General features: G+C 66.3%; 10 protein-coding genes. 3 read left to right on the top strand and 7 right to left on the bottom strand.

Annotation, left to right across the window (positions count from 1 at the left end):
* Positions 1–11: 11 nt before the first annotated feature.
* On the bottom strand, positions 12–1,397 hold the full coding sequence (gene dgt, locus JAO73_RS12930) for a dGTP triphosphohydrolase (RefSeq protein ID WP_198977431.1): 1,386 nt from the start codon (positions 1,395–1,397) through the stop codon (positions 12–14).
* 148 nt (positions 1,398–1,545) lie between these two features.
* Between dgt and JAO73_RS12925 the strand changes: the two genes are divergently transcribed.
* Positions 1,546–1,917: a nuclear transport factor 2 family protein gene (locus JAO73_RS12925; protein WP_198977430.1), complete on the top strand. Its 372-nt coding sequence runs from the start codon at positions 1,546–1,548 to the stop codon at positions 1,915–1,917.
* Between the two features lie 11 nt (positions 1,918–1,928).
* On the opposite strand, the gene JAO73_RS12920 is transcribed toward JAO73_RS12925, so the two are convergent.
* Positions 1,929–4,943: a M1 family metallopeptidase gene (locus tag JAO73_RS12920; RefSeq protein WP_198977429.1), complete on the bottom strand. Its 3,015-nt coding sequence runs from the start codon at positions 4,941–4,943 to the stop codon at positions 1,929–1,931.
* 165 nt (positions 4,944–5,108) lie between these two features.
* On the opposite strand from JAO73_RS12920, the gene JAO73_RS12915 reads away from it, so the two are divergent.
* Positions 5,109–5,537, top strand: coding sequence for a DUF1810 domain-containing protein (locus tag JAO73_RS12915; RefSeq protein WP_198977428.1), 429 nt, complete (start codon positions 5,109–5,111; stop codon positions 5,535–5,537).
* 12 nt (positions 5,538–5,549) lie between these two features.
* Here JAO73_RS12915 and JAO73_RS12910 read toward each other — a convergent pair whose 3' ends face one another.
* The 5 genes from JAO73_RS12910 to JAO73_RS12890 form a co-directional block, all read right to left on the bottom strand.
* Positions 5,550–6,236 carry a DUF1361 domain-containing protein gene (locus JAO73_RS12910; protein WP_190922028.1) on the bottom strand — a complete coding sequence of 229 codons (687 nt, stop codon included), beginning with the start codon at positions 6,234–6,236 and terminating at the stop codon, positions 5,550–5,552.
* Between the two features lie 132 nt (positions 6,237–6,368).
* A complete protein-coding gene (locus JAO73_RS12905) occupies positions 6,369–7,835 on the bottom strand; it encodes a TolC family protein (RefSeq protein WP_198977427.1) in 1,467 nt (488 codons plus the stop codon).
* A complete protein-coding gene (locus JAO73_RS12900; protein WP_198977426.1) occupies positions 7,819–9,213 on the bottom strand; it encodes an HlyD family secretion protein in 1,395 nt (464 codons plus the stop codon). Before JAO73_RS12900 ends, JAO73_RS12905 begins: the two co-directional genes overlap by 17 nt.
* A 147-nt stretch (positions 9,214–9,360) precedes the next feature.
* Entirely contained in the window at positions 9,361–11,091 is a 1,731-nt protein-coding gene (locus JAO73_RS12895; protein ID WP_198977425.1) for a peptidase domain-containing ABC transporter, read from the bottom strand.
* 24 nt (positions 11,092–11,115) lie between these two features.
* On the bottom strand, positions 11,116–11,772 hold the full coding sequence (locus tag JAO73_RS12890; protein ID WP_198977424.1) for a TetR/AcrR family transcriptional regulator: 657 nt from the start codon (positions 11,770–11,772) through the stop codon (positions 11,116–11,118).
* Between the two features lie 214 nt (positions 11,773–11,986).
* Between JAO73_RS12890 and JAO73_RS12885 the strand changes: the two genes are divergently transcribed.
* Positions 11,987–13,729, top strand: coding sequence for an ABC transporter substrate-binding protein (locus tag JAO73_RS12885; protein ID WP_198977423.1), 1,743 nt, complete (start codon positions 11,987–11,989; stop codon positions 13,727–13,729).
* Position 13,730 lies beyond the last annotated feature (1 nt).

Genomic DNA, 13,730 nt, shown 5'->3' with positions numbered 1-13,730 from the left:
AATTGCGTGCTTTAGAATCCCTTCGGCAGGTCAATTCCTTTGATGGTTTTGTATAAGCTCAGGGCGTTCTGGTCGGTCATCCCGGCCACAAAATCGGTGAGCAGCAGGATTTTCTCGTAGGCCGACACGTGGGCCTGGTGGCCTTCGGCGCGGAACTGCTCGGGCAGCAGCAGGAGCAGCTTGCGGCTGCGGTGGCCCTGGCTGGCATCAAAAACCGCGCAGAGAAACGCATCGAGCAAGCCGCCAAGCACCTCAAAGCCGGCGGCTTCGATTTCCAGCACCGGGCGGCTGCGGTAGAGCTGGTTGATGCTCAGGCGCTGCACTTCCTGCAAATCGACCCAGCAGCTCAGCTCCTTGATAAGGGACTGGTCGTACTCGCCGCGCAGGATGGCGGGGGCATGCGCGGCAAAAAGCGCGGCCAGCTCCGCCACCAGCTTGCCAATGAGGCGGGCACGGACGTAGCCCAGCTCCTCGCGCCAGTCGTGCCACTGCACGCTGCCCACGCGGCCGGCCGGGTCGTTGAGCATGCGTTTGAGCAGCGGCAGGCCGGTTTCCGGGGCAATGAGGCCCAGCTTGAGGCCGTCCTCAAAGTCGATGATGCGGTAGCAGAGGTCGTCGGCGGCTTCGACCAGAAAGGCCAGCGGGTGGCGGTGGTAGAAGCCGTTGGCAACGTCTTTGGGCAGCAGGCCCAGCTCCGCGGCCACGTGCCGGAAGCGGGCGCTTTCGGTCTGGAAATGGCCGTATTTCTTCTCGGAGGCGCCGCCCACGCGGGCATCGTCGGGCACGAGGCTGGGGCGCGGGTACTTGGTGAAGGCGCCCAGCGTGGCGTAGGTGAGGCCCAGCCCGGCGGTGCCGCTGCTGTGCGCCGCGTAGGTGTGCGTGAGGATGCGGAAGCCGGCCGCGTTGCCTTCAAAATGCTGCAAGTCGGCCACCTCGGCCGGGCTGAGGCGCGCCAGGTACGGCGCGGCGGCCGCGCTCAGGAAGTAGCTGCTGATGGCGTCTTCGCCGGAGTGGCCGAAGGGCGGGTTGCCGATGTCGTGGGCCAGGCAGGCGGCGGCCACAATGTCGCCGCAGTCCTGGTCGAGGTTGGGCAGCTGGCGGGCCAGCTCGGCGTCGGCCTCCATGAGGTGGCGGGCGGCGAGGCGGCCCAGCGAGCGGCCCACCACGGCGGTTTCGAGCGAGTGGGTGAGGCGGGTGTGCACGAAATCGGTTTCGGGCAGCGGCATCACCTGGGTTTTGCGCTGCAAGCGCCGAAAGGCCGAGCTGAACACCACCCGGTCGTAATCTTGCACGAAGGCGCCGCGCACGGGGGCGGCGCTGGCGGGCGGCAGCTGTTGGTCGGGGAAGCGGCGCTGCGAGAGCAGGCGCGGCCAGGACATCGGGGTTTCGGCGGGCATGGGGCAAAAGTAGCGGCCGCGTCGGGCGAGACACGGGTACGGTCGACTCGATTCAGTGGGAAGCGTTGGGAAGCATCGGGGAAGGCCGCGGCGGTTGCTGGGCTAAATTGCTGCGGTTATAAAACGCAGGTCACTCAATCGAGCCACTATGAATGCCGCCCAACTTCTGGAAGACAGCTTGTTAATCATCTGGAACGACCGAAATGCCAACCGGCGCTTGGCCGCCATGCACGGCGTTTACGCTGCCGATATTGCTTTTTTCGAACGGGAGGGGGCAGAGGCCATCTCCGGGCATCGGGCGATAAATGAGCTTATTACCACGCTGCAGGCCGAATGGCCCGTCGAGTTTCAGTTTGCATTGACCAAGCCCGCGCAGGCCAATCATCCGGTGCAGCTCGTATCGTGGCGGCTGGGCGCCGCGGGAGCGCCACCGGTAGCAACCGGCTCAGATGTGGCGGTGGTCGAAAATGGCTTGATTAAGTCCTTGTACCTGTTTCTGGATGTTGCCGCCGGCGCGTAAGCACCCACATTCTAGCGCGTCAAATTCTCATCCAGCAAGCGGAAGGGGCTCAGCTTGTTCAGGTTCAGCACGAAGCGAATGCCGTCGGTGAATTCCTGACGGCTGCCGGGCAGGCCGCTGGCGAACTGCGAGCCGGCCACGGGCACGTACACCTCGAAGATGTTCCGGACAAACGGCAGCGTCACGCCGGCATCGTAGAACAGGCGCTGCGCCGTGGCACGGCCGCCCATAAACTGCTTTTCGCTGGTGGCGCCGAGGTCGGCAAACACCGCCAGCGGCAGGGCAGGCACGTCGACTTGCACATTTAAGGTGCTGAGCCACTTCTGGCTGGCCACGGGCACAAAGGCCTTGAAGGCGCCGTCGCGGTTGTCGGTTTGGTGCACCTGGGCGGTGAGGGCGTGCGAAATCTGCTGGCGGTCGAGGAAGGCGGTTTGGCGGCGGTAGTCGGGGCTGCCGCTCAGACCCAGCACGAAATCGGTCTGGGCCGCGCTTTGCAGAAAACGGCCGCCGAACAGGCGCACCTGCACGCGCTTCTTCTGGGTGTAGAAACGCTGGTAGGCGGCCGAGGCACGCAGCAGGAGGGCGCCTCGGTCGTTGCTTTCGGTGGCGCTGGCCAGCAGGTGGTTGAGCTCCACGTTGGCCGACCACGCCTGCAGGGCGTTTTCGTGGCGCACGTTGTAGTCGGCCGTCACGATGCTGCTGGTGCGGCTCAGGTCCTGGTCAGTGACGGAAGTAAAAGCCACCTGCACCTGCTGCTGGGGCACGTAGCCCACCCGGTGCGGCAAGATGAACGTGAAGCTGGGCTCGGTCTTGAAATAGCGCTCGAAGCGCTGCACGGTGAGGGCCGTGATGAACTGGCGCGAGCCGCGCTGGGGCAGGGCGTTGAGTTGGATGCGCCCAATGCCGTTCAGCTCGTTGCGGTTGAAGCTGTACATGGGCATGAGCAGGTACTGCAGCTTCTTGGGCGCCAGCGGGTTGTTGTAGAACGCGGCTCCCAGCATCAGCTTGTCGGAGGTGTTGGCGCCGAGCACGGGCAGCCAGTTCACGGTGGCCTTGTCCCAACGCTCCACGCTGAAGAGCGGACGCAGGCGCAGCGGCTCGGAGCGGTCAAGAGGGCCGCTTTCAATTTTGAGGCGGTCGTTGCGGCGGTTAAGCTGCGGGGTGAGGTAGCCGGCGTCCACCACCACGGCGGCCACGTTTTCGCGCTTGAAGTTGAGCTGGCTCGTTACTTCTTCGTCGGCGTTGGGGTCGGTGTTGCCGAAGGGCGGCGTCCAGAGCGTTTCGAGCACGTTGTTCTGGGCGTCGACGGTGGACACGGGCACGGCCCACGGCACCGAAGAATCGGTGCGCACCAGCACCTTCACCACGTCATTGAACACGGCCAGCGCGCTGATGTCGGCATCGTAGGGCTGCGCCGTGCCCAGAAAATCCCGGAAAAACCAGCCCAGCTTTTGCCCGGTGCTTTCCTCAAACACGGCCTGCATGTCTTCCGGATAGGGGTGCTTGAACTGCCAGCGCGAGTAGTACAGCTGCATGGCGGCGTCGAATTTCTCCTGCCCCAGGTAGCCCGCCAGGTACTTCATCGACACGGCCGTTTTCTCGTACACCGTGGCCGCGTAGTTCACCTGCGTGTAGTCGGCCGAGGTGGGGCCGTGCACCGGCTGCGCCAGCCCGCGCGTGGCCAGCGCCTGGTAGGGCAGCAGGCTCAGGGCCGGGCCGGGCAGGTTTTCCAGCCCGAAGGCGTTGGCCACGGGCTTTGCCTTTTGCAGGGCGGCCAGCATGCCGGCCTGCGGGTCCGTCAGCGACTCCACCCGAATCTGGTAGTAGGAGTTCATGCCCTCGTCCATCCACGGAAAGTCGCGCTCATTCGAGCCCAAAATGCCGTAAAACCAGTTGTGGCCCACCTCGTGCACAATGGCCTCGGGCTCGGTCACGGTCACCATGGGGTATTCCATGCCGCTGCCAGCCGAGAGGGCGCCGTCCACGGCCGTGGCGCTGGCGTAGGGGTAGTCGCCCACCCACTTCGAGTAGTTCCGCACGGCGTCGTTCACGTCCTGCAGGCCCTTTATCCACTTCACTGCCTGGCGGTTGGTAAACAGCACCCACGTCGAAACCACGCGCCCCGAAGGCAACTGCACCGAGTCGCGCAGCACGTTGAAGCGCTTGTCGGCAAACCAGGCGAAATCGTGCACCCGGTCCTGCTTGTAGCGCAGGGTTTTGGTGGTGGGCGCCGAGGCCGGGAAGGCCACGTCCTTGCCGAAATCATCGGCCGTTTTCTTCTGGGCCGAGGCAGTGGCCAGGGTGGCCATGCGGGCCTGCTCGTCGGGGTTTTGGAGCACGCCGGTGGCCCCCACCGTGTAGTTGCTGGGCAGGGTGATGCTTACGTCGAAGGAGCCGTATTCGGAGTAAAACTCGCCCTGGCTGAGGTAAGGGATGGGGTGCCAGCCGCGCCGGTCCAGCACCGCCGGCTTGGGGTACCACTGCGAAATCTGGTAGCTCTGCCCCACGTGGCCGAGGCGCGAAAACGACCCCGGCAGCTTCACCCGAAACGGCGTGGCGATGGTGGCCGACGCGCCCGGCGCCAGCGCCTGCGGCAGCACCAGCTTGGCAATGTCGGGGTTCTGGGGGTCGAATTCGAGCTTGGCCGCCTGCCCGTTCACCACGAAGCCAAGGCTGTCGATGAAGCCCCGGTCCTGGGCTTTGGCAAACAAAAACTTGCGGCTGCCGTGGCGCTGCTGCTCCTGGCCAAACGCCGTGTGGTTGTCGCGGTAGGCGTTGGGCCACAGGTGAAACCAGATAAAGCTCAGCGCCTGGGGCGAGTTGTTGAGGTAGGTCAGCTCTTCGCGGCCGCGCAGGTAGTGGGCGCGGTCGTCGAGCTTCACGTCGATGGAATAGGTGACTTCCTGCTGGAAGTAAGGCACCGCGGCGGCTTTGGCCGGGGCGGCGGGCTTGGGTTTGGGGCGGCGCTGGCCCAGGGCCAGGCCCGGCAGGAGGGCCAACAGGCCGAAGAGGAAACGTTTTCTCATGCGAAACAGGAAGAGCCGGGAGTAGAGCCGCGCCCCGGGGCGAAGCTACGGCGCGCCGGAGAACAGCACGGCGAAAGGCGACGCCGTAAGCGCCGGTTGCCACCAGGAAATGGCATCGGTAAGCGGCAAAATTCCGTTCAACGGAGCTCACCCGCCCTTTGCTTCATGCCCAGCGAAAACTCCCTGCAACGCTTTCTCGACGCCCAGCAAGCGTCTTACCCGACGGCCCTGGCCGAAATCAACAGCGGCCGCAAGCGCACGCATTGGATGTGGTACATCTTTCCGCAGATTCAGGGCCTGGGCCTGAGCGAAACCGCCCGGTTCTACGCGTTGCGCGACCGGGCCGAAGCCGCCGCGTTTTTGCAGCATCCGGTGTTGGGCGCGCGCCTGCTGGAAATCAGCCAGGCTCTGCTTGATTTGCCGTCGAACGACCCTTACCGCATCCTCGGCAGCCCCGACGATATGAAGCTCAAATCCTCGATGACGCTGTTTGCAAACCTGCAAGCCCACCCGGTTTTTCAGCGGGTGCTCGACAAGTTTTACGCCGGCGCATCAGACGACAAGACGCTGCAGATTCTGGCAAAACAACAGTAGCGCGGCTACTTGCTACGCCTCCTCCTCGTGCGCCCGGCCCAGCAGCCGCACCGTGCCGTAGCCCACCAGCAAAAACAAGCCGAAAACCAGCGTAACGCCCCAGGTGCCGGGAAAAGAGAAGGGGTGCAGAATGCGGTTCACAATGTCGTAAAACAGCGTGAGTGGGTTCGTGAGCACGTCCCAGGAATTGAAGCGCAGGTAGCGGCCCAGGTAGATGCCAAAGCTGCTGAGCAGCAGCGCCAGCGTGGCAAACACCCAGCCCGTCCAGAAGCCCAGCCGCGCCTGCACCAGCCGCTGCATGTCCGACAGCGAGGCGTAGGCCAGCATCAGCCCGTTCCAGGCGCAGCTCAGAATGAGGGCCAGGTCGTACCAGAGCGGCACGCCGGGGCGGGCATCGAGGTGGAAAAGGTCGGTGAGGATGTAAGGGGCGTTTGGGAAAAACAGCAGCCAGGCCGCGCCCACCGGCACCAGCATGCGGGTGCGCAGCGGGGCCTGCGCAATGCCCAGCAAGGTGCTCAGGGCAAAGGGAATGACGGCCAGAAACAGGTTCCAGACTAGAAACAAAAACGTGAGGTGCCCCGTCAGCAGCACCCGTCCCATTATCAGCAACATGCTGAGCGTGAGCGAAGCGCCCAGCACGAACATCAGCGTGAGGCGGGCGCGGGAAACGGGGAGGCTGGAGAGGGACAGTGCTTGCATAAGACTAATATACGGCGGGGCCAATCGGCAGGTCTGCCAGCGGCGGCAGGCACAACTCCAAACCGACCAGGCGTATTGTCCGGGCGGGCGGTTTTCTGTGCATCCTGCCTCCGCTGCTGCCCAAGGTCGCGTTTAGTCGCCACCGGCTGCATACCGCACCTGGGCCTGCGTCTGGGCGTATTTGGCTTGCAGCTCGGCCAGCTTCTGGCGGGCGGCCAGCAGGCTCGCCTCGCGGGAGTTGATGAAGAACACGGTGCTTTCGCCGCTCTCGAAGCGGATGAGCTCGCCGTCGCGCAAGCGTTGGTAGTTCACGGTGGCCTGCTGCTGCAGGCGCAGCTGCTCCAGCAGCGCCTGCCAGTCGTTGGCGGCAGTTTGCAAAGCGTTGGTTACCTGGCGCTGTTCGTTGCTGAGCTGGTAGCCGGCATCGCGCAGCTTGAGCTGCACCAGCTGGCGTTTAGCCCGCTCGGCCCGCAGCAAAATGGGTTGCGAGAAGCTGATGCCCAGCTTGTAGTTGTTGGTGGAATACGCGCCCGTGAAGGGGCTAGGGTTGCCTTCCAGGGCAAACGGCTGGCCCGGCAGCAGCAGGTTGTAGTCCACGCTGAGCTTGGGCAGCAGCTTGTTGAGCGCGAGGCGGTTTTCCAAGCCCAATTGCACCTGCTTGGCGCGGGTTTTGGCCAGGTCGGGGTGGCGCTGCAGGGCCTGCTCGGTGAGCTGGGCCAGCGAATCGGGCAGGAGCGGACGCCAGGCCGGCGCGGCCGGCAGCGGCTGCGGCTGCGCCGTGGGCGGCAGCTCGCGCGGGCGCCCCTCGGCGTCCCAGAGGTAGCTTGACGCCACCAAAGCGGCGTTTTGCCACTGCACGCGGGCGGCCACGCGCTGGGCCTGCCGGTTTTGCAACTCCGTGAGGGCTTCCACCGAGTCGATGGCGGCCAAGTCGCCGGCCAGCACGCGCTGGCGCGTGGCGGCAAAGCGCGTGCCGGCCACCCGCTCGTTGGCCGAGAGCAGGCGCAGGCGCTGCGTGGCCAGGGCCCATTCCCAGTAGTCCTTGCTGGCGCTCAGGCGCAGCTTGTTCAGCACCGCCCGGCGCTCGGCCTCGGCCAGGCCGGCGAGGGCCTGGGCCACGCGCACGGCCGTGCGCCGCTCGTCGATGAGCAGGCCCTGGCTCAGGGGCACGCTCAGGCCCACGTAGCTCAGGCCGCTGCTGGCAGTGTACTCCTGCGGGTTCACGTAGGGGCCCACGCCCCGGTCCCAGCCGGCTTTCACGTCCACGCCAAACCAGGTGGGAATGCGCAAGGCCGTTTCCCAGTCGTGGTAATAGTCTTTGCCTTTCAGCTCTTTGCCGTAGTACTTGCCCGTGAGCGCGGGGTCGAAGGCGCCGCGGGCCTGGCGAATTTCCTGCTGGGCGCGCTCCGGGTTCAGGTTGGCCTGCCGGGCCACCGGGTGAAACTGGTCGAGCACCGCCAGAAACTCGGCGTGGCTGATGACCACGGAATCGGCCGGGGGCGTGGGTTGGGCCTGAGATGCCCAGGGCAGCAGCAGGAGCAGGGCGGCCAGCAGCCCCCACCTCCGCGCCGCCCGCAAGCCCTTATTCCTCGTTTCCATAATCCGCACTTTTGGCTTTCTTCACATCCTTGCTGTCTTTGCCGCCCGCGTAGGCCGGCTCGGCGCCCACGTAGTTGGGCGGGAAGCCGTTGATTTGGCGCCACAGCTCATACCACACCGGCACATCGTCGAGCAGGGCCCAGCCGTACACGCCCGAGCCCACGCGCAGCGGGGCAGGCCAGGGCTCCGTGCCGGGCTCGTGCGTCACCAGAATGCGGTACTGGCCCTGCGAGTCAATGTTGTCAATCACTTGCACCACGCCGCCGAAGGTGCCGAAGCTGCTACCCGGCCAGCCCGTGAACACCAGCGCCGGCCAGCCGTCGAACTGCAGGCGCACCCGCCGGCCCACCCGCAGCAGCGGGATGTCCATGGGCTTCACGTAGAGCTCGGCGGCCAGGCGCGGGTTGGCGGGCATCAGCGTCACCAGGTCTTCGCCTTCTTTCACAATCTCGCCCTGGCCCTCCTTCAGGGCCCGCACCACGTAGCCGGTTTGGGGCGCCGTGATGAAGTAATAGCCCGCCCGGATGCTCAGGTTGGCCAGCTCGTTACGCATCTTGGCAATCTGCCCCTCGGTGTCGAACTGGTAGCCCGTGGCCGAGCGCCGGTCGCTCTCGCTCTTGGCAATTTTGTCGGCATACTCGGCGTCCAGCGACTGCAGCTCGATGCGCGCGCTCACCGAGTCCTGGCGCGAGGCCCCCAGCTTGTTCTGCACGGCCTGCAGCTTGGCGGTGCTTTCCTGAAATTTCAGGCGGCGCTGCTCCAGCTCGGTCAGGCTCTTGAGGCCCTGCCGGTAGAGCAGCTCCTGGCGCTCCAGCTGGCGCTGGGCAATGGCGTAGTCGGCGCGGGCCGCCACCAGCTCGGCGCGGTCGGAGCGCACTTTCAGGTCGGCCTGGCGCACCTTGTTGCGGGCCTTGGCCAGGCTGGCCTGCAGGGCCAGGCGCAGGGCGTCCTGCTGGCTGCCCAGGGCGCGGGTTTTGGCGGCGTTCTCGCGCAGGCCGGCAATTTTGGCTTCCAGCTGCTCGCGGGTGCGGGCCAGCAGCTCGGGGTCGAAATACTTGTCTTTGATTTCGACGATTTCGGCCAGCGTGTCGCCTTTTTGCACCAGCTGGCCTTCCTGCACGCGCCAGGTTTTGATGCGGCCCCCGATGGTGCTGGGCACGGTTTGGGGGCGGTCCTGCGGGCGCAGCGTGGTCAGCTTGCCGGTGGAGCGGATGTTCTGCGTCCAGGGCAGAAACCCGCACAGCAGCACCAGCAACCCCAGGCCGCCGGCCCACCGGGCCAGCGTGCGGCCGGCCCGGGGCGTGCGCGCCCGCCGAAACGCCGTGAAGCGCCCCGCGTCGGGGTGGGTTTCAGAGGTGGGATGTTCAGCAAATGGCATATTTCAGTAGGTTGGAGAGGCAGCGAAGCGCCCGTCGAATGAGTAAGGAGAAAAGGGGAGGTAGATGACGGCGGAAGGGTGAGCCGCGACTTGTCAATTCGTTGACTTCGTGCTGTTCATAATCCGCCATTCATTTTCAGCGCATGGCTACGCGCCCAGCAGGGCACGCATCTCGGGGGTTTGGCGCACTTCGTCCAGGGTGCCTTCGGCCACCAGGTGGCCTTCGTCCAGCACGGCCACGCGGGGCATGAGGGCCAGCAGCTCGGGCTGGGTGGTGCCCAGTATCACGGTCCAGGGCAGGCCGGGCGCCAGCAGGCGGCGCAGCACCCGCACCCGCTCGGCCAGCGAGGCGGCCGGCAGCAGGTGGTCGAGCAGGAGCAGGCGCGGGCGCCCCACCAGGGCGCGGGCCAGCAGCAGCTTCTGGGTGATGCCGGCCCCCAGCGGATGGCCCGGGCCCACCGGGGTTTGCAGGCCGCCGGGGCGGGCGTACAGGTTGTCGCGCAGGCCCACCAGCTCCACGGCCCAGGCGGCGTCGGCGGCCGTGAGGTGGGGCTGGTTGAGGGTGATGTTTTCGAGCACCGTGCCCGAAAACAGGTGCTGGTGCGAGAGGTTGTCGCCCACGGCCGCGGCCAGCGCCTCGGGGCCGAGGTCGGCCAGGGGCAGGCCCGCGTACACTATCTGGCCGGAATACCCGTCGAGCAGGCCCGCCAGCAGGCGCAGCAGGGTGGTTTTGCCGGCGCCGTCGGCCCCGGCCAGGGCCAGGTGATTGTCCGGCCCTAGGGTCAGCGACACGTCATCAAGGGTGGTGTGGGTGGCGTTGGGGTAGCTGTAGGAAAGGCCGCGCAGCTCCACCGCCAGGCCCGCGCCGGCCGCGCCCGCAGGCAGCAGCGCCGTGCCCGCCGGGGGCGTCACGGGTTCGAGGTCGAGCACGTGGCCGATTTTGTCGAGCGAGGTGAGGGCGTCGTACACCACGTCGAGCTTGAGCACCAGCTTTTCCACCGCCCCAATGGTGAGGATGATGACGATTTCGGCGGCCACGAACTGGCCGATGTTAATCTGCTTTTCAATCAGAAGCCAGCACCCAATGCCCAGCAGCGACGCGGTGACCAGCGTTTTGAACACCACGAACCCCCACGACTGCGTGAGCAGCACCCGGAAGTGGGCCGCGCGGGCCCCGAGGTAGCCGTTCAGCAGGTCGTCGGTGCGGCCCAGGGCCAGGCCCTGGCGGGGCGGCAGCCGGAAGCTGCTCACGGTGCGGGCCACGTCTTCGAGCCAGGCCACCACGCGGTATTTGTACTGGCTTTCGGTGATGCTGGTGCTCAGGCCTTTGGGGCCGGTGAGGGCTATCAGGCCGTACAGCACCAGCACCAGCGTGAGGCCAAAGGCGATGAAGATGGGGTGGTAGAACGAGAGCAGCAGCAAGCCAAACAGTATCTGGAGGGCGGCGGCCGAAAACTCAATCAGCAGCGTGGCCAGGCCTTTCTGCAGCGTCGGCACGTCGAGCAGGCGGTTCATGAGCTCGGGCAGGTACTCGCCTTCCAAGGCCTCGGCGCGCACCTTGGGCAGGCGCACGGCAAAGTCGAGGGCCACGCGCGCCATCAGGCGCTGCTGCATGTACTCCACCAGCGTCACCTGCATGATTTGCAGGCCGCCCACCAGCAGCGTGCCCAGCACAATGAGCCCGATGAGCACCACCAGCGAGGTGCTCACGGCCCCGCTGCTCACGAAGCCAATCACCGATTGCACCCCCAGCGGCAGGCTCAGGCTGATGACCCCGGCCAGCGCCGCGTACACGTAGAGGTAGACAATGTCGGTGCGCTCGGCCGCGAAGAGGCGGAACAGGCGCTGCATTGGGGTGAGGGAATGAGAAGAAGCCATAGCAGTACGTGGGTATTGAATCAGTTAAGCCAGCGCCGCAAAGGCCAGCTGGGTCAGAAAAGCCGGCACCTGGTCGGCGCCGTCGCTGAGCGAGGGCAGGTGCTGGGCAAAAAAGTGCTGCTTGCGCGCCGATTCCAGCAGCGTGCTCACCAGGGCGTGCGGGTGGGCGTAGCGCGCGTTCACGGCCTGCACCAGGGCCACCAGCTCGGCCACCAGCTGCTTGTATTCCTGAAACAGCCCGGCCCGGTTGTCGGCGTCCACTTCCTTGGTGAGGTAGGCCTTGCTGGCCTCGGCCACCACCACGCGGTAGAGGGCGGCCTCGTCGAAATCGGGCGTGGCGGGGTCGTCCACGCTGGCCTCGCACACGGCCGCCAGGGCCAGGCGCAGGCGCTGCTGCGGGTCGGCCACATTGTGCAGGGCCACCCGCACCCGGAAGCGCAGCCAGGCCCAGTGCCAGCTCACGAGGTAGGTGAGCAGGCGGTGCTTGTTTTCGAAGTAGCGGTAGAGCGAGGCCTCGGTCGAGCCCATGGCCGCGGCCAGCTTCTTAAAAGTGAAGGCCTCAAAGCCGATGTCGTCGAGCAGGCGGACGCTCTCAGCCAGCAGGCGGCGGCCCAAATCGGTGGCCTGCGGGTCGCGCAGGTACAGGTGCTGGTTGAGGTCGGGGCGAAGGGTGGGAAGCATTGGAAACAGCGTTTGTACTGCAAAATTCCGGCGCCCGGACAGCCGATGAAAGCAATACTATCATTTTTAATAGCGATTTAATCCTAGTTTAAGAGGGGTTTAATCTCGGCGGTAGCCAGCGGGGCGGGAACGGGGAGGGGCACCGCCGCGCCGGGGTATTTATGGCTAATTTTGCCCGGCTTTCCGTAGTAGCGGAAGTCTGTTTTTTGCTTCCATGACCCCATTCCCTTCGCTGCGACTTCCGCTTCGGTGGCTGGTGGCCGGCGTGCTGCTCGCTCAGCCTGCCTTGGCCCAAACGCCCGCCAAGCCCCGGCCCGCTGCCCCGCCCGCCGCGGCGGACCCCGCCGCGCGCTACCGCAGCGGCAAGGCCCAGCTCGACCAAGGCAACTACGCCGCGGCCGTGGCCCTGCTGGAGCCGCTGGCCCAGCCCGGCGCCCGCTTCGCCCGCGCCGCCGACGCGGCGTACCTCGGCGCCGTGGCCTACGCCCGCCTCAAGCAGTGGCCCGAAACCGAGCAGCTGCTCAACCTGCTGCGCACCGAGTACCCCGCGTACCCCAACCTGCCCGACGCGCTGCTGCTACAGGGCCAAGCCTCCTTCGAGCAGGAGGACTACGACACCGCCCTCAAAACCCTGGCCCAGCTGCCGGCCGACAAGTTTGTGCCCGAGCGCGAGGCCATGAAGGCCACCTATCTGCCCCGCATCAAGGAGCGCAGCACCTGGCAGCGCAACCTGCGCCGCTACCCCGACGATGCCGCCCTGGCCCGCGCCTACGCCGACAACCTCGTCGTCGGCGGCACCTTCACCGAGGCCGACCGCCCGCAGCTCGACGCCCTGGTGGCGCGCTTCAACCTCGACCGCACCCGCTACACGCCGCGCCCCCGCGCCGTGGTGGCCAAAAAAGCCAGCTACAACGTGGCCGTGCTGCTGCCCTTCGAGCTAAGCGACCCCAGCTGGCAAACCGTCCGGAAAAACCAGTTCGTGACCGACCTCTACGCCGGCCTCCGCCTGGCCCAGGACAGCCTGCAGCGTGCTGGTCACCCCGTCCAGCTCTTCGCCTACGACACTGGGGCCGACACCCTCACGCTCAAGCAGGTGCTGGCCCTGCCCGAGCTGGCCGGCATGGACTTGCTCATCGGGCCGGTGTATAAGTCGGGTGCCAAGCTGCTGGGCCGCTACGCCCGCGAGCACCAGATTGTGTGCGTCAACCCGCTGTCGCAGGACGCGGATTTGGTGCTGAACAACCCCTGGCATTACCTGTTTGCGCCCAGCACGGCCACGCAGGGCCGGGTGGCGGCCCAGTTTGCGCTCAATGCCTTTGGGGCCGGGCGCCCCGGGGTGGTGCTGCACGAAGACAGCAAGGACGACGCCGCCTTTGCCAATTCCTACAAAGCCGCCTACGAAGCCGACGGCGGCAAAATCGGCACGCTGCGCCGCTTCAACCCCGACGTGGACGAAAGCCTGACCGCCGCCTTCACCGGCCTCGACCTGGCCGGCGCCAGCCACCTGGTGGTGTTTTCCGACAACCGCCGCGTGGGGCCCGCCGCGTTCAAACAGTGGCAGCAGCTGCCCGCTGCCACGCGCCCGGCCCTGCTGTGCCCCGGCTCGTGGCTCGACAACGCCCGCCTCGACGTGTCGCAGCTGGCCGCCCCCGGCGTGTACATGCTGCAGCCCAAGTACTACGACGAGCAGGGGCCGGGCTTCCGCCGGTTTCGGCAGCTCTACCTGCAGCGCCAGCATCTGCCGCCCTCGCTCTTTGCCAGCCAGGGTTTCGAGCTGCTGCTGTACTTCGGCACGGCGCTGTTCCAGTACGGCCCCGCTTTCCAGACCAATCTCGCCAATGCCGGGGCCACGCCCGGGGCCATTTTTGAAGGCCAGAACTACGCCGGCGGGGCCCACGACAACCAGACGGTGCCCATCGTCAAGCTCAGCAACCTGGAGCTGCAGGTGCTTCGGTAGA

Source organism: Hymenobacter miniatus, from assembly GCF_016427455.1.
Lineage (GTDB): Bacteria > Bacteroidota > Bacteroidia > Cytophagales > Hymenobacteraceae > Hymenobacter > Hymenobacter armeniacus.
This window is presented reverse-complemented; position numbering and strand designations above follow the sequence as displayed.